This window comes from Acinetobacter pragensis (assembly GCF_001605895.1).
Taxonomy (GTDB): Bacteria; Pseudomonadota; Gammaproteobacteria; order Pseudomonadales; family Moraxellaceae; genus Acinetobacter; species Acinetobacter pragensis.
In genome coordinates this window covers 1-17,587 of sequence record NZ_LUAW01000029.1, presented here as the reverse complement: position 1 = coordinate 17,587, position 17,587 = coordinate 1, and the positions used below count along the sequence as shown (strand labels likewise).

The following is a 17,587-nucleotide window of genomic DNA, read 5'->3' as shown; positions in this document are numbered from 1 at the left end:
AGGCAGTAATTCAATTTTTCCTTATTAACATATATCGCGTATGCCGGTATTTATTGTTGTCTATTTGGCAATCCCGAACTGCCTAATTCTTTGCTTTTTACTGTATGAATAAAAAGCAGCAAAGGAGATGATCTGTAAAAATTTGCCCGCTCAGCCTTCTTTCTTTAAGAAGAAGCCATTTTACGCTGGCGTTTATTGGCATACATCTTTAAATCAGCTGTTTCCATGAGCTGATCAATCGACTCTGCATCTTCCGGAAATACAGCCAAGCCAATGCTGGCGCCAATTTTCAAGCTGATATTCTCAAAAACAAAAGGCAATCCGCACGTTTCGGCAATTCTGTTCATGGCCGCAGTCGCTAAATTAACATCGGCAATACTGGTTAAAATCACGGCAAACTCATCACCGCCTAAACGGGCCGCCAAATCGTCATTTCGGGTATGACGCAAAATACGCTGTCCTATTTCCTTTAAGGCTGCGTCTCCTGCCCGATGTCCATATTGATCATTAATCGGTTTGAGGCCATCCATATCAATCATCAAAATACCCATGACCTTTTTATTGGTCTTGGCGCTTTGTATGCCTTGACGCAAACAGTCCAAAAATAATGCGCGATTGGCAAGTCCTGTTAAATTATCCTGTGTGGCCAGCTTGTACAGTTCCTGCGCGCCATATTTTGTCGCATGGTACATCGCCGCCGCAATCAGTTCAGACATCAGGCCCAGCAGCTGCAAGTCGCCTTCTTTAAATGCATCTGCACGTTCAGCGTATATTTTCAGCACGCCGATCGCTTCATCACAATGAATCAGCGGCACCACCGCCATTGAACGCAGACCGACTTTTCGGCAGGCGTCTCTATCCACCCGCTCATCTGTTTCCGAATCCTTGCAGTAAAGTGTCTTATTTTCGTCGACACAGAGTCCTGACAGGCTGTTTTTCTGGTTCAGGCGCAATCCCAGCAAATGGCTTGCACCGCCCGAAACCGCGCGGTAAACCATATCACCGTCTTCTGCCAATTCAACGACCGCGCCTTTAGCATGCGTCAAAGATTGGGCCTGTTCCGCGACCAAAGTCATCACCGCATTTAAATCCAAACCCAATTTCGCAATGGCTGTTTGGGTTTGAATGACAGACATTAATTGCTTCGGCGTCGGCTGCTTAGACTTAGGCATGAAAGGTTCTTAAAAACTGAGAATGATTTAATTTTAAAAATTATTTATTATAATGTATAGGCTTAAGTTAAATAAAATAGAAATCCAAAACTATTGCTGCAGGGCTTATTCAGCATTCACCGTGCTGTATCCGCCCTGCAAGATCAATATCAAAGCTTTATGAAGAATAATATGTTGCCCGTTTTTGCGAGAATTTTTCCAGCTGTTTTAAGAAACCTTCAAAATAGCTTTTTTCTTTTTCTTCCGTTCTAAAGCCCGCATACAGGGTACGGCGCAGTCCATTCGGCGAAACACAGGTTAAACGGCGGGAAGTTACCCAGCCTTTTTGTTCATATTCATTCACTACCCAATCCGGCAAAGCAGCTATGCCGCGCCCGCTGGCAACCAGCTGTATCAGCATCTGTGTTAAATCGGTGGTACGGATATGTTTAGGCTGAATATTTGCAGGAATAAACAGCTTTGCCATAATATCCAGACGGTGCTTATCGACAGGATATGTAATCAGGGTTTCATTCGCCAAATCCTGCACGGTAATATTGTCTGCGCGCACTAATGGATGGGTATGTGACAGCACCAGCCGCGATTCATATTCAAAAATTGGAAAATATTCGATGCCTTTTAATGTAATCGGATCTGCTGTAATCAATAAATCAAATTCTGCATTTTGCAGCAGCTCGTGCGGGTTTGCCTCAAAACCAGAGGCAAAGTCTAAATCAACATCAGGATACTGCTGGCGGTAAACATTCAGCAGCGGCATCAGCCAGTCAAAACAGCTGTGGCATTCTGAAGAAAATGTAATGCGCCCAGTTTGACCATGCACAATACGGGTAATGTCTGATTGGGCAATCTGCACTTGCGGTAAGACATCATCAGCCAATTTCAACAAGCGCTGTCCAACGTTAGAAAAAGTCACAGGGCGGCTGCGGCGATTCACCACTTCTACACCATACCAATGATCCAATTCTTTCAATTGATGAGAAATTGCAGAGGGCGTTAAACATAAATCATTGGCAGCAGAAACCAGTGAACCATGTTCTCTGAGGGCCGTTAAAGTTTTTAAATGACGAATTTCCAACATGTCTGCTGTTTCCCGCGTAACTGAAAGGCATTGATCAAAAAGCGCTTATGCGCACCTTTATCATGAATATAATTCATCTTAACATATTTTAAGATAATAAAATTCATTAAAATTTTGATTGCCTGTAAATGAGCCATATCTTTTATTCTGCATGCAAATAGGAAAAGCGGCTGGCTTAACCTTAAAGACGGCAAAGACAGAACTCATTTACAGCTCTGGCAGTTTTTTCCCGCAATGCGGACAGTATGCGTATTGCTCACGCTCCTGCTTTAAACTTTCTTCACGCTGCTCGCGCATCAACTGTAAAAGAATATCCTGTGTCTGCTCTTTGGTCAGGCCCACATCTTTACGTATGTCTTCTATTTTTTCCCGATCAATGACTAAATCAATTTCAGAGTTTTGCAAAAGCTCTCTAAATTTAAGCTCTAAAAACTGCTTGCGCTGTTCTAATTCATTGGCCAAGCCGTTTGCTAAAATACCGGCAGGCAATGCAGCCAACCCTACGCCCAATATTGTAATCAGCGCGCCTAGAAATCGGCCTAAAGGTGTAATGGGCGTGACGTCCCCATAACCGACTGTGGTCAAAGTCACGACTGCCCACCACATTGAGGCTGGAATAGAGGTAAAGACCTGAGGCTGCGCTTTGCTTTCCACCACATAAATACAGGCCGCAGCCATCACAATCATAATGCTGAGGATAAAAATAACCGCTTGAAATGAACCCTTTTCACGCTCTATGACCCGAAGCAAAATTTGCAAAGAGACGAAATAGCGCGTCAGCTTCAACAAACGCAATAAACGTAAAATTCGAAGGAATCTTAAATCGATAGGTACAAAGAAGTTGATATAAGCTGGCAATATCGCCAGCAAATCAATAATGGCGCCGCCGCTTTTCACCCAGTTCAGCCGATTTTTCCAGCCCGATTCAAAAGGTTCCTGTTCAGCAATAGACCAAAACCGCAGCAAATACTCTGCACTGAAAATGACAATGGAAATATGTTCAAAGGTATCAAACAGCAGACGGTAAGACTGATAAATATCATTCACAGATTCTAAAAGCACGGCGGCGGCATTGCATAGAATCAAAAGAATTAAAAAATAATTGACCGCACGGCTGAAGGACGTTTCATATTCGTCATTATGCAAATTATTATAGACAAACTTTCGAAGCGTATACCAAGCCGTAAATGCCATAGCGATCGGGTTTTATTTAAGAATTATGCTTCAGTTTAACTGATGTTATCAAAAAATAAATCCAACCGTTTCATCTATATCTCCGGCGGCTTAAATTACTCTACAAACAGCAGCGCTAAACGGACTTGGTCATAACCCATCCGAGGGCTGGTCAGCTCAACAATTGGCCGCAGTTTAATGCTGCCGTCATCATTGAAATTTTCGGTATCATTGCGTTTGGTCAAGCGCTTATAAATTTTACGGACTTGCTCAACAGCTTCCTCACCGGGGTTGGCCACTGAAATGTCCAGCCCCTGCTCTTTTTGCAAGCGGCCTAAATGGTTAATAATGGTGGCTGGCGTCAAACCGCGTTCAACGGCAATATCCTGAATTTCATAGCCATCCTCAAACAAAGCGCGGGTTTCATCCAATGTGGCAGATGCAAAGCTTTGCTTCGCGCCGGATTTCGCCAGTTTTTTCTCATTGCGCTCAATTTCATATTCATTCAGAGTGCCGCCGCAATGACGGATAAAAGCCTTATGCTGCACAGTAAAATCAGCATCTTCAAAATGCAGATCAGCCTCTGAGGAAAGCTCCTGAAAACGGCGGTCTGCTTTCACAGCCAAGCTGTCTAGCTGCAGCGCTTGATCATTAATGCCCAGCAGCCTTAATCCGCCTAATGTTTTGAGGCGGGAAAGCGCCACATAGCCCTGACCTTTTTCAAACGTATGCGCCAAATTAATTTCAGCAGCTTCTAAAGTCATGCCTTGCGATTTATGAATGGTAATGGCCCATGCCAAACGCAGCGGAATTTGCTGAAAACTGGCAATGGTTTTACCTTCATCATTATCTACAGACCACGTTTCCGGTTCTACCGTTAAGGTCGTGCCGTCGGTCAATTTAACCTTCGGCAGCACGCCATATTCATCATCTTCTTCAAATGCAATCACTTCGCCCAAGCTGCCGTTGATATAGCCCAAATCAAAGTTGTTTTTAACAAACATGACTTTGGCATGCTTTTTCAAAGTTAAATTTTCTGGTGCGCGCACAGATGATTTTAAGGTTTCAATCAGTTTTTCATTGCCGTCGCTTTGCGCATCAAACTGGCGGGATTCCTGATCAATTTCATTTAAATGCTTAAAATTGATGCTGTCCACATCCATATTGTGCGTGTATAAGCGGGTAAACGTCTCACCAATGTCCTGCTGGCGGGTTTCATTCAGCGCATGCAAATGGTCTTGAGTAATATGCTGCGCGCGGATGGCATTTAAAATATCATTTAAATAATCATTGCCCTGACGGTGCTGTTCGGTCAGATAGCACACCCGAAATTTTGCCTCTACCCAAGCTTCAGACATAAAGCAGAATTTATCGCGGTTGCTTTCTTCTTTTTTGCCTACAGGCGGAAGCTGGAAAAAGTCACCGGCGGCCACCACCTGAATGCCGCCAAAGGCCTCATCGCTTTCTTTGAAATATTTTAGAACCTTGTTGACTAAATTCAGTTGCTTGGCATGCAGCATTGAAATTTCATCAATAATCAGAACTTGCGCGTTTTCTAAATGCTCTTTAAGGTATTTGCGCTCTTTCATGCGTTTCAGCTCATCTTCTGAAATCGCATCCTTAATGCCAATGCCCGCCCATGTATGAATCGTCATACCATTCATATGCGTTGCGGCAATCCCTGTCGAGGCTGTTATGGCGACTGTGACTTTTCGGGCTTTTAAATAATTAATATACTGATTGAGGGTATACGTCTTCCCTGCACCGGCTGAACCTGTCAAAAAGACATTTTCGCCCGCTTTTAATAACTTGAGTGCAGTTTCCTGTTTCATATGACGCATACCGTGAAAGAACGGCTATAGCCTAACGAGTTTTGGCTAAAAAGTTAAGCCTGTTGCGCAAGTATCAAAGAATGTCTGCTTAACTCACTATGTTTTAAGCAATTTCATTTGATTTTTTATTGGCTTCGGCATTCAGCCAATCAATAAACTGCTTCGCAATCTGCACATAGCATTCTTCCGCCTTCTCATTATGCGGCAGTTCCAGCTGATCAAAAATAAGCTGGCCATCTTGCCGGATGCAGCCTAGCGTCATACGCAGCGGCTGTGTCACATGCGACATATGAAATGCGCTGTACTGCCCCTCAATAATACGCTGAGCATAGCTGGCGGCCAGACAATGCTGAAATTTTTGAGATTCATCAATAATCCGCTCAACACTCTGCAATTCCTGAAAGCGCCACTGATCAAAGTACAATTCTGAACACACAGTAAACGGTTTCCAGTCTGAGCAAGAAAACTCTTTTTTCAGTTTTGCCAAAATTTCTTCAGTTTGAATTTTTTGATGCCAAATGGCAGCCTGATAAAACAGTCCAGTCCATGTAACCGTTTTAGGCACCCGTTTGGTTTCAGAAAAATAAGCGCTTAAATAATCCCGCACGTAAGCATCAAAAATACTTTTCCGCACCGCTCCATGCTGCAGATAAAATTGCTGACGGAACATATCTTGAGGCATTTTATGGCAATGCAGCACCGCATAAAAATCGCGGTCTTGCTGAGTATCCGGCAATATAAAGTCCATCAAATCTTCCGGAAAATCAGCTGTAATTTTCCGCAGATGCAGCATAAATGCCTGCATGACACGGCTCATTCGCAGATAAACTTTTTTCATCGCCAGTTCATCAGATTTGGCCATACTGCTTGCCAGAGCCATCCATTCATCTAAATATAAAATTGAAGGCCGAATTGCCACACGATGGTCATCTATCGCCTGCCGTGTACCTTGCAATACGACAGCTTGATTTTCCGGATGTTCAAACCAGTTTTCTTCAATAGCCGCAGCATGGCAGCTCTGTATAAACAGCCGCGCGCTGACATGCTGAAAATACTGCAATGCCGCTAAAATAATTTGAGGGTGCATTTGGCTGCAATCGACATAGCTTAAAGCCGTAACGGCTGTGCGGATATTGCTGTGCTGTACGTTTTGACTGATCCAGTCCAGCACATCCAAACTTTGCTTAAACAGCCAATTCACGGCCCGGACACAGTCAAACAAAGGCAGCACTGCGGCTTTCTTTTGCCAGATACGGTGATTTGCCGTTAAAAAATGCGGTTTAGAGAACAAGTCCGACTGACGCCATACTTCCCTATTCATTAACCGCGCAAAGCCTAACAGCTGCGGCTGCTCTTTGGCATGCGCATACAGCATGCCAATATCATCTTCAAGTTCTATCAGCTCATTCAGATTGAATTGTTCCCGATAAAACAGCGATGCAATACGGAACACTGCCGGATCTAAAAATTGTGCTGCGCTGAAACAGAATTCATCAAAACTTTCCATCAATGGTTGCAAAGGTAAAAATTCATGCGCCAGCACTGTATCCAAGCGCAGCAGCGGCAAAAATTTTTCCACCGCAGATTCTGGAATCGGCTTCTGCTGCAGCAAGCACGCCTGCAAAATGGGCTGACTATACAGCTGATGCGTCATCATCAGCTCATCGGTAAATTCAGCTTGCGCTAGGCTCATCTGCTGCAGCGCAGTCTTAATTTTTTCTGTGCCAAAGGCCCAGCTGATTATTTCCTTCGCCAAGATTTCTCTGATCTGCTGGGCTTTAGTGCGCAGAAAAAGCGGGTGCTGCGCTTTTAAATCTCCCGTCAAAAAATGCACATCCTGCATAAAAAAATCTTCCAGCAATTCGGCCTTCTGATGCTGAACTACAAAATGACTGCAGACTAAACTGGATGCGCCCTGTTCTGCTGCGGCATGCGGGGTATGAAACTGAATGTAAAAAAATGGATACGCGATCTGAATGCGCTGCTGTTCTCGATCTATTTTAAACAGCTGATGCTTCGCTATTTGCGATGCCAAATCCTGCTGCGCCTGAACCAAATGGCTCAATTCAGGTGAAATTCGCAACAGCTGCCGGGCAGCAGCAGTCCATTCAGGAACTGAAACTTCTTTTTGCATCATTCCTCCCGCGGCATCAAATCTTTAACATCACCCAATATAGAGAATATAAGCGGTATACTCCATCCTTTTTATCCGACTGCTGCATTCATTCAGGTACGGCCTGTAAATCCGTAAATGAACAATTGCTCATTTGACTGAAAATAGTCGTGGAATGAAACTCGCCCCCAAGAAACTGGCATCTAAAATTAAGAGGCATGCTATTCAGTTACAGCGTTGACTGCCTGAACTTTTGATTACTTCGTTTTCTGGCTTCTTAATTGCTTCAGGTTTTCTAAAGAATTATAAATTGAATGCTGAATCTCGGCCCTAAAGGCGATCAGCTGTTCGACATTTTCAATCTGCATAATGCTGTGCCGCGGCATGAACTGAAAATAAAAAGGTATACGCTTTGGAATAAGATGGCTCGGCAGCGAAGGAATCACATCGCCGCGGCGCAGCAGCTTATTCAGCTGCGGAATTTTCAATAATTTTTGAAAATACTTATTTTGCACAATATGATTGGCATCAAAACCCAAATCAAAAACTTCATCACCGCCTAAAGCGGCAAAGGGCACAATATCATACCCGAACTCTTGCGCCAGTTTTAAAAAGCCATAGCGCTCTTTCCAAATCAGCTGGTAAGCTTCCCCTTTACGCTTCAGCACTTCACGGCCGCCGCCTGGAAAAACCAATATTGAATAGCCTTGCTGCATCAATGTCCGCGCATATTCACGTACACCATCGACGGCGCCAAATTTTTTGACGATACTGCGCCATATAGGCAAATAAAAATGGCTATGGTCAGCCAAGCTCACCACAGCCACTTGATGTTCATTGAATAAATAGTCGATAACCATCGGCGCATCCAGCACGCCATAAATTGTATGATTGCCGACATACATTGCCGGTTTCGAAGCGTCAATATGCTCCGAGCCCAAAAAAGTAGGAGTAAAATACAGCTTGGACAAAGCGCTGAAACGCTTTATCCATTTTGCATCATGCTCTACCTGCAATGCAGCGCTCCTTAAGCAGCAGCGCGTTTTTGCACAAGAATCGAGCCGACAGAATAGCCTGCGCCAAATGAACACAGTACGCCATATTCTCCATCGTTCACTTGTTCTGCAGTACGGTGCAGCGCAATAATGACACCCGCAGATGAGGTATTTGCAAACTCATCCAAAATGATTGGCACAAGTTCAGGCTGCGCATTTTCTTTGCCCACCACCAGTTTCAGAATGAGCTCGTTCATGCTGGCATTGGCCTGGTGCAGCCAAAAACGTTTCACGCGCTGAGGCGCAATTTCATTTTTTTCCAGCTGCTTGGTAATCATTTTCGCAACCAGCGGACAGACTTCTTTAAACACTTTGCGGCCGTCTTGACGGAAGCGGTTGTTATCGATATCAGCATCAACTTCGCTCATATTCAAATAACCGAAGTTGTTGCGGATATTGTTGGAAAACTGGGTAAACAGGCTGAAATCCAGTACTTCAAATCCTGTTTTAGTTTCTGTATCTTCAATAATTGAAGCCGTTGCAACATCACCGAAAATGAAATGGCAGTCACGTGAACGGAAATCGGTGTGGCCAGACGTAATTTCGACATTGACCAGCAATACACGGCGCGCGCCGGCTTTAATGGCGTCATACGCCTGCTTAATGCCGAAAGTTGCAGCTGAACAAGCGACGTTCATGTCGTAAGCATAGCCTTCAATGCCCAACGCAGTTTGAATTTCTATCGCTACGGCAGGATATGCGCGCTGAATATTTGAGCAAGATAAAATCACCACATCAATATCAGCAGCAGTCACGCCTGCATTTTCCATGGCTTGCTTTGCAGCTGCTACACCCCATTCCGCCTGAATAGACAATTCATCATTCGCACGTTCACGCAGCACTGGACGCAAGCGTTTCGGATCTAAGATGCCTGATTTTTCTGCGACATAACGGCGTTTTACGCCTGACGCTTTTTCAATGAATTCAGCACTTGAACCGCGGCGCGCTTCCAGTTCACCAGCGGCAATCTTTTCAGCGTTGTCTGAGTTGTACTGTTCCACATAGGCATTTAAACCTTCAACTAACTCTTCGTTGGTAATAACGTCTTCCGGATGGAATAAGCCAGTACCCGTAATGCGGATGCCCATGTAAAACTCCTGTTTCAAATTGCCTAATCTTAATTGATTCCAAGCTTTTCCCATGCTTTTTGCAAGCGGGACTGAGAAACCGGCATCTTCGTTTTCATCGGCTGACAAAATAATGAGATACGCAACTCCTCCACCATGAAGTACAATTCTTTAAGGCGGGTGTCATTTTTAAACTTAAATAATTTTTCCATCCATGGATCAATTTGATCAATGGCAGAATTGTCCCTTTGCAGATTATTTGGTAAGCGCTCCAAACGCAAGACCAAGGCTTTTAAATAACGTGGAAATTCCTGCCAAACATCGGATGATTTGACATAGACGAAATCTGAAAGGCGCATTAAATCAAGCTGATCTTCAATATCATCAATATTTTTTCCAAACAGAGAATCGTCTAAAACCAGCAGTTTGCGCCGTATATCCTGCCATTGAATGAAGATATCGCTCAGCATTTCCAATACTTTTTGACCATGAGTCAGGAAAGATTTTTTTACATTTACGATTAAGTTTTGGTACTCATCAGCATTGACAGGAAGCTCATTTACTGCAACCTGCAGTGTGGCATAAACTAACATTTGCTCAAGTTTGGCCTTATCGCCTAAAGGCGAATAAGCCAATGTCAGCTGTTTTGAGATCTGTTTTTTCAGCTGGCGCGCTAAATCCCCCAGCTGCATATGCACTAAACGGATCACCCCTTCACGGTGCTGTTTAATGGCCTCGGACTGATCATTAAAGGTTTGAATCACGACACCGGATTCATCTTTTTGCTCTAATGAAGCAAAGGCTTTCACAGGCACCAAGGCCTGATACTGCTTCACCACAACCCCTGTGACCTTCTGTGAGGCTTCAAAAACGAATTGATCAGGGAAAGTCTGATACTCGCCTTTCAACTGCTTGACAGGACTGTGGGTCTCAGTTCTGCAGCGCGCTTTAAGCTCAGATAAATCCCGGCCTTGCTCAATGACCCGGCCCTTATCATCAATCACTTTGATCAGCGGCAGTAAATAGTGTTCAACACGCTCAAATGAAAAGTCTTTTTCTGAAATTTGATCTGCACGGAGCTGAAAAGCCAAAAAGCTGAAAATGTGCTGCTGCAAATGCTGCGCATCAATCCGTGACATCAGTTTTTTGGCAGTATCAGGGATGGGCACCAGATTACGGCGCTTATCTTTCGGCAAACTTTTCAGCAAAGCTTCAATCAAATCCTGACGCCAGCCTGGAATGCCCCATGACCATAAGCTTTCATCCACCTGAGGCAATGCCTGTAGCGGAATTTTAACTGTTGCGCCATCTTCATCATGGCTGGGGTCAAAGCGGTAGCTGGCTGCTAAACGCAATTCTCCATTGTGCAAATAATCCGGAAATTGCTGTGTTGTAGGACGCTCATTCAGCCACAGCGCATCATCGTCCACAAATAAATAGCGCGGGTTATTCGGCTCTACCGTGGCGCGCCAATCTTCAAAAGCGCGGCGGCTTGCAACATCTTCTGGAACTTTAGCGGCATAAAATTGATAAATGGTTTCTTCATCCACCACTAAATCACGGCGACGCAATTTATCTTCGACACGCTCAACTTCTTCCAGCTTGCGCAGATTATGCTGTAAAAATGGCGGCGTTATGCCTAAGTTTCCAGTGGTTAATGCATCACGCAAGAAAATCTCATGCGCAGCTGGCTGATCAACCTTTTCGTAATTAATCGGACGTTTCGGCTCAATAATCAGTCCAAATAGTGCAATTTGATCATATGCATTGACCACACCCGCTTTTTTAGACCAGTGCGGCTCAAAATAATGATGCTTCAGCAAGTCTCCCGCTGCCAGTAAAATCCATTCCGGTTCAATTTTTGCCAACGTGCGCAAATAGACTTGTGAGGTTTCAACCATTTCAAAAGCCATGACCCACGGTGTATTGGTTTTATGCAGCGTCGATGCGGGAAAGATCCGCGCTTTTTGCTGACGGACGGCCATAAAGACATTCCGCTCATCCGTTTTGTTGGCAATAAACGACAGCAAGCCAGTAAGCAATGCACGGTGCAGATTTTCATAACTGGCTTTCTTTTCATTAAAGGACAGTTTTAAACCTTTTGCCAAATCGACCAGCTGTTCATGGGTTTTCTTCCATTCACGCAGCCGCAGCCAGCTCAGGAAATGATCGCGCGCAAAGCTGCGGCGCTTATTTTCACTCATCCGGTCAACATTGCCGTGAATGGTTTCCCACAATTTAATGTAAAACAGGAAATCTGAATCGGCTTCACGGAATAAAGCATGCTTTTGATCGGCCTGCATTTGTTTTTCTGCCGGACGCTCACGCGGATCCTGCACCGCCAGCGCAGCGACAATGATTAAGACTTCATTCAGTACGCCAAAATGCGCGCCGCCCAAAATCATACGCGCCAAACGCGGATCAATCGGCATTTTCGCCATTTGCTGACCCACTTTGGTCAGCTTTTCCGGTTTTTTAGATTTGTTGCCGGCTGCAGATGCAGAAGACGGCTTTTCATCTTGCGCCTTCGATGCACCTTTTTCATTCATTGCGCCCAGTTCAATCAGCAGCTTAAGCCCATCATTGACTAAACGGTGATCTGGCGGCTCAATAAAATCAAAATCATCAAAGGTACCTAAGCCCAAACTTTCCATCTGCAGAATTACAGAAGCCAAATTTGTACGCTTAATTTCCGGTTCAGTAAATTCAGGCCGGCCTTGAAAGTCTTCTTCACTGTATAGACGAATGCAGACACCCGGCGCAATACGGCCGCAACGCCCCTTGCGCTGATTGGCTGCAGCCTGTGAAACGGCTTCAATCGGCAGGCGCTGAACTCGCGAACGGTAGTTATAACGTGAAATCCGCGCAAAGCCGCTGTCAATTACATAACGGATATTCGGTACAGTAAGTGCAGTTTCCGCCACGTTGGTGGCAATAATAATGCGGCGGCCGCCGCCAGAAGGATTAAAAATTTTCTGCTGTTCCGCCAGCGCCAAACGCGCGAACAGCGTCAATACTTCTGTATGGCGCGGGCCATGCTTTTGCAAGGTTTCCTGCAGTTCCCGAATTTCCTGCTCTGTACTGGCAAAAATCAGAATATCCGCATGTTCCGGGTGCCCTTTTTCCTGCGCATCTTTAAAACATTCTTCGACCGCAGACACCACGGCACGAGGCAGATTTTCTTCAAAATCATCAAATTCATCGTCGTCACTGCCGCCAATATTCAACTCTGAAATGGGACGGTAACGCACTTCAACCGGAAAACTGCGCCCTTCAACTTCAAATACTGGCGCACCGTTGAAATATCGGCTGAAACGGTTCACATCTAAGGTTGCCGACGTAATAATAACTTTTAAGTCTTTACGGCGCGGCAAGAGCTGTTTCAAATAGCCCATAATGAAGTCAATATTCAGTGAGCGCTCATGCGCTTCATCAATAATAATGGTGTCGTATTTTGTCAAATAGCGGTCATTGGCCAATTCTGCCAGCAAAATACCATCCGTCATTAAACGCACAATTGAATCTTGGGAACCTTGCTCATTAAAGCGGACTTTAAAGCTGATGGCCTGACCCAGTTTTTGACCGACTTCTTCTGCAATGCGCTCAGATACACTGCGCGCTGCCAAACGGCGCGGCTGAGTATGGCCAATCATGCCCGTTAAACCGCGGCCAGCCAGCATGGCAATCTGAGGCAACTGCGTAGTTTTACCCGAGCCTGTTTCACCCGCCACAATAATGACTTGATGCTTCTGAATTGCTTCCGCCAATTGCGCGGCGCATTGCGTGACAGGCAAATCTTGATTAAGTTTAATCGCCGGCAGGCTGGCAAGACGCTGCTTTACTTTATTATTCGATTTTTCAAACAATTCCTGATGCTGTTTTTCATTTGCATCCTTGCCCTTTTTCAGTCGATTTAAACGATGACGGTCACGCGCCATCACCAGATGGTCTGTATTTAAATGACTCTGCACAGAACAAGATCCCTAATAAAAACAACAATCGGACATTTTACGCTGTAATGACATTAAGCGGAAGAACATAGATTTTGTTTAATTTTAACTTTTTTAATTTTTACCCTTGAATTTTAACAGCAATGACTTCATGTTCTAAGGCAAGTTGAGGAACAGACAGTTTTTTTGTTGATTTTGTCATTTCAGCGTCACATCACCATGCGAATTATGGTGATTAATGTGCGAACAAGCAGAATCATCAACTTGCTGTGATGGTATTTTTTCTTAATTCGGTTTTTCCGATATCTATAATGTAAAAATACCATTTCAGCAATAACAAGAATTTCTATACTCTATTGGAAATCAAATACAAACCTCAATCATGGAGACAATGATGAGCTTAATTAATACTGAAGTTAAACCATTTAAAGCACAAGCATTCCAAAACGGTCAATTCATTGAAGTGACTGAAGCTGACCTTAAAGGCAAATGGTCAGTTGTTTTCTTCTATCCTGCTGACTTCACTTTCGTTTGCCCAACTGAACTTGGTGACCTTGCTGACAACTACGCTGAATTCCAAAAATTAGGCGTAGAAATCTACTCAGTTTCTACTGACACGCACTTCACTCACAAAGCTTGGCACGATTCTTCAGAAGAAATCAAAAAAATCCAATACGTAATGGTTGGTGATGCGAACTGGACTCTTGCTAAAAACTTTGACGTATTAATTGAAGCTGATGGCCTTGCTGACCGCGGTACTTTTGTTATCGATCCTGAAGGCAAAATCCAAATCGTTGAAATCAATGCTGGCGGTATCGGCCGTGACGCTTCTGAACTGCTTCGTAAAGTTAAAGCAGCTCAATACGTTCATGCTCACCCAGGCGAAGTTTGCCCGGCTAAATGGAAAGAAGGCGACGCAACTCTTGCTCCTTCAATCGACCTAGTTGGTAAAATCTAATCTGTATTAGATTGAACTGATAAAAAACCGCGCTATTTGCGCGGTTTTTTTATTCATAACGAATGATTGATGCCGCTCAGCTGATTCCTAAAAATACAAATGGCTTGGTTTCTGTAAACGCAGCGGTTGCATCGCCCGCAAAAGTATTGGATTGGTCTTTTCCTAAATCCAATTTACGAGATTTTCCATCTTTAAAATTAATTTTATTCAAATCGACCCAAAATACATTGGGCGAAACAGCTGATTCAAAAAAATAAAGATTGCGCTTATGATCTACCACTGTTCTCCAGCGCGTTGAAGAAATATTCGGTTCTTCTTCTGTATTTAAGCCATAAGGCACTGAAACATTACGGATTACACTAAAAACACTGGCTAAACTGCTATTAGAATCTACATGTTTGGGAATCGCTTGAATATAAAAAGAGGCTCTTGCAAAACGGTCTGCCGCGCGGTTGGTGCCGGGCATAAAGACTGTCCCGCCAATTTGTTTCCAATATTGATTTAATGCCAGCTGCTGATCAAAAGTCGGCGAATTCGTCATCACTTGGTAGCTTTTATTATGATGAATCACCTGTCGGCCGCCAATATATTCAACAATGGCGCTGTCTCCAGTTTTATCTGAAATAGACAAATGCAAAGTCGCCAAACGGTTTTCACCGGGAACTTGATCAGAAATCACATCAAAAGGTTCTTTTTTTAAAAATTCAACGGCTTCAGCTACCGTAGAGAAATTATCCAAAACATATTGCGCCCACAAAGAGATACTCAGTTTTGGCTTTTTAGACTTTTCAGTTTGAGGGTATTCAGACTCTACCAGCCACAATAAATTTGCGTTCAGCCCCTTTTCATTTAAACCGTCTGTAGTTGAAATATCATAGCCCGTTGCAACAACACTGCCGTATTTAGCCGACCATTGCATGGACTGCGGCCCAGCAAGGCCATTGCGTTTCACACCGCTTGGCAGAATCCACAGATTGGTGCCGACATCAGTTTTCCAGTCCATTGAACGGGCTGTCATGACATTGCTGTTATCTCCGTGAAAAACCACCCGTGTACATGCATCAGCCACTGTAGCCAGCATAAATCCTGAAACTGCAAGCGCGCAGCAAATTGCCTTTTTCATACACACTCCCCCTTTCCCTGCAACTTAAAATTTTCAGTGGATTATCAAGTTGAGCCTATGCCATTGCACAAACCTGATAGATTTATAAAACTCAATTGATGATTTTTAAAAATCGCCTATACGCACAAAATTGCTATTTTCTATAAATTAAACGGTTCTAATACAGCAGGATTAAGCTGATTATTTTTTATACACCAGTTTCATTATTTTTATAGCATTTAATTTAAAAAGGGAATCATTTTTCAATCAGAAAATGAAGGCCTGCATAATTTACAATGGTCTTTGAACTTTTCCGCCGCTATAGCAGCTATATTCATATTTTCAGCCTGAACATTTAAATTGAATGGCATGGATTAAAGGCTATTTATAGCAGCTTCATTATTACAATTCTTCAACAAAGTCAGGAGCCTATTTATCATAAGTTCAAATAAAGCGTATAGCTTTGTTGGCTCAATCATAATAATTTAAGGGGAGTTGGCTATGGGAACACCGCTTGCTGTAAAATATTGGAAATACAGCGCTTCTTCACGTTATCTTAAAATTTTTTACACCAATGGAACTGGTGATTTGTTCCACCCTGTACCTGAGTTTGTGTTTAATAATATGATGCGCTGTAATGATAAAACGGCTTTCGTCCATAAATATTTAGAATATGACCTGCATTTTACCCGTATCAGCATTCAATAATGAATCATCTTTCTGCACAATAAAAAGCGTATTTATAAAAAAGCCATCAGCTTTAAATTGATGGCTTTTTTTATAAATTCCGCAGCATGATTAATGGGCAGTAACCAGCAGCAAACCAGCCCCTACAGGCAACGTTACCGAAGTAAACTGCATATTTTCTTGAACTAAATGCATGAATTCTTCTACGTCAGATGCATGAGAGAGGACATTATCAACGACCAGCAGCCCGCCTTTCGTTTTAAGAATCTGCATTAAATACGGCCAATACTGTGTATAAGCATCGCGTTCTGCATCCAGAAGAATAAAATCATACTGCTCGCTGCATTGCTGTAAAAAAATCAAAGCATCTTCTGTAAGTAAGTTGATATAAGCATCCAGCTGCAGCTGCCTGGCATACGCTCTTGCCTGCAGACTGCGTTCTAGGTCAAGTTCTATTGTCGTTACACGCCCTGCTGTGCTTTGCGCAGCTTCCACCAGCCAAAGTGTCGAATATCCGGCGGATGTCCCAATTTCTAAAATCTTTTGCGCTTGCTGTGCACGAATCAGCATGCCCAGCAAATGTGCAGATTCAGGCTCTATGCTGCGATAGCGTAATAGACGGTCTGTTTGCTGCGCATCATGCTTTTGCAATTGCTGATACAGCTGATGAACTTGCGTTAAAAAATCTTTTGTGACGCTCATCTTATAAAAACCGCCTGTTTTTCACTTTAGAGTTTTTCAAACACCTAAACAGTTTAAATTCTATGCGACTTCCTGAATCAATTTAAAACGCTCTATGGTCTTTCCTTCATGTTCAACCGTTTCGGTAAACATGCTAAACGGCCGCACCCACATAGAATAGTCGCCATATAAGCATTGATATACCACCAGCAGCTCTTCAGTTTCACTATGTTTCGCCACATTAAACACTTGATAGAGCTGACCTTTATAGTGACGGTAAATGCCTTTTTTTAGCATGAATATTCTCAGAATTAACGATGGATTTGTATTAAATCATAGCATGGCCAGCCAACTTCAACAGGCAAATACGCTGATTTGAAAACGGCTTGGCACAGCAAACAGCCATACATTCAATAAATCGATTGATGATATAAAAACAAACTATTTTATCTATTTTGATAAATCCCCTATTATTCACACATCGAATAAATATTTACTCCTTTGGAGGCGTTAGCAATGCTGGATCAAAATACTTCTGCTCAACTTAAAACCCTGCTTGAACGTTTGGAAAGCCCAATTGAAATCGTGGCCACCCTGAACGGCACTGACAAATCTGACAAAATCAAAGAGCTGGTGACTGAAGTCGCTGCGCTGTCTGATCAGGTGACTGCGCGCTTTGACGGCACTAATTCACGTGCGCCAAGCTTCSGCATTGCAAA

13 protein-coding genes and 1 pseudogene are annotated in these 17,587 nt (G+C 43.5%); 3 read left to right on the top strand and 11 right to left on the bottom strand.

Going from position 1 to position 17,587, the window contains the following annotated elements; translation table 11 throughout:
- Positions 1–164 precede the first annotated feature (164 nt).
- The 8 genes from AZH43_RS12810 to hrpA all read right to left on the bottom strand — a co-directional run bounded on the left by AZH43_RS12810 (position 165) and on the right by hrpA (position 13,461).
- Entirely contained in the window at positions 165–1,172 is a 1,008-nt protein-coding gene (locus tag AZH43_RS12810; RefSeq protein ID WP_067670275.1) for a sensor domain-containing diguanylate cyclase, read from the bottom strand.
- Between the two features lie 157 nt (positions 1,173–1,329).
- Positions 1,330–2,250, bottom strand: coding sequence for a LysR family transcriptional regulator (locus tag AZH43_RS12805; protein WP_067670272.1), 921 nt, complete (start codon positions 2,248–2,250; stop codon positions 1,330–1,332).
- Between the two features lie 207 nt (positions 2,251–2,457).
- Positions 2,458–3,444, bottom strand: a complete 987-nt coding sequence (locus AZH43_RS12800) for an ion transporter (RefSeq protein ID WP_067670270.1) — start codon at positions 3,442–3,444, stop codon at positions 2,458–2,460.
- Between the two features lie 95 nt (positions 3,445–3,539).
- Positions 3,540–5,255 carry an AAA family ATPase gene (locus AZH43_RS12795; RefSeq protein WP_067670337.1) on the bottom strand — a complete coding sequence of 572 codons (1,716 nt, stop codon included), beginning with the start codon at positions 5,253–5,255 and terminating at the stop codon, positions 3,540–3,542.
- A gap of 103 nt (positions 5,256–5,358) precedes the next feature.
- Positions 5,359–7,389 carry a PcfJ domain-containing protein gene (locus tag AZH43_RS12790; RefSeq protein ID WP_067670335.1) on the bottom strand — a complete coding sequence of 677 codons (2,031 nt, stop codon included), beginning with the start codon at positions 7,387–7,389 and terminating at the stop codon, positions 5,359–5,361.
- 236 nt (positions 7,390–7,625) lie between these two features.
- A complete protein-coding gene (locus tag AZH43_RS12785; protein WP_067670268.1) occupies positions 7,626–8,384 on the bottom strand; it encodes a lysophospholipid acyltransferase family protein in 759 nt (252 codons plus the stop codon).
- Between the two features lie 11 nt (positions 8,385–8,395).
- Positions 8,396–9,511, bottom strand: coding sequence for a beta-ketoacyl-ACP synthase III (locus AZH43_RS12780; protein WP_067670330.1), 1,116 nt, complete (start codon positions 9,509–9,511; stop codon positions 8,396–8,398).
- Between the two features lie 29 nt (positions 9,512–9,540).
- Positions 9,541–13,461, bottom strand: coding sequence for an ATP-dependent RNA helicase HrpA (gene hrpA, locus AZH43_RS12775; RefSeq protein ID WP_067670266.1), 3,921 nt, complete (start codon positions 13,459–13,461; stop codon positions 9,541–9,543).
- 373 nt (positions 13,462–13,834) lie between these two features.
- Here hrpA and ahpC point away from each other — a divergent pair, with 373 nt between their 5' ends.
- Positions 13,835–14,398 (top strand): alkyl hydroperoxide reductase subunit C, encoded by a 564-nt coding sequence (gene ahpC / locus AZH43_RS12770; protein WP_067670263.1) that lies wholly within the window; start codon positions 13,835–13,837, stop codon positions 14,396–14,398.
- A gap of 76 nt (positions 14,399–14,474) precedes the next feature.
- On the opposite strand, the gene AZH43_RS12765 is transcribed toward ahpC, so the two are convergent.
- Positions 14,475–15,521 (bottom strand): linear amide C-N hydrolase, encoded by a 1,047-nt coding sequence (locus AZH43_RS12765; RefSeq protein ID WP_067670261.1) that lies wholly within the window; start codon positions 15,519–15,521, stop codon positions 14,475–14,477.
- Positions 15,522–16,001: 480 nt separating this feature from the next.
- Between AZH43_RS12765 and AZH43_RS12760 the strand changes: the two genes are divergently transcribed.
- Positions 16,002–16,208, top strand: coding sequence for a KTSC domain-containing protein (locus tag AZH43_RS12760; protein WP_067670259.1), 207 nt, complete (start codon positions 16,002–16,004; stop codon positions 16,206–16,208).
- 90 nt (positions 16,209–16,298) lie between these two features.
- Here AZH43_RS12760 and AZH43_RS12755 read toward each other — a convergent pair whose 3' ends face one another.
- A complete protein-coding gene (locus tag AZH43_RS12755) occupies positions 16,299–16,889 on the bottom strand; it encodes an O-methyltransferase (protein ID WP_067670257.1) in 591 nt (196 codons plus the stop codon).
- A gap of 60 nt (positions 16,890–16,949) precedes the next feature.
- Positions 16,950–17,165 (bottom strand): DUF1653 domain-containing protein, encoded by a 216-nt coding sequence (locus AZH43_RS12750; RefSeq protein ID WP_067670255.1) that lies wholly within the window; start codon positions 17,163–17,165, stop codon positions 16,950–16,952.
- 219 nt (positions 17,166–17,384) lie between these two features.
- Here AZH43_RS12750 and AZH43_RS12745 point away from each other — a divergent pair.
- A pseudogene (locus tag AZH43_RS12745) lies at positions 17,385–17,587 on the top strand (alkyl hydroperoxide reductase subunit F); the annotation flags it as partial.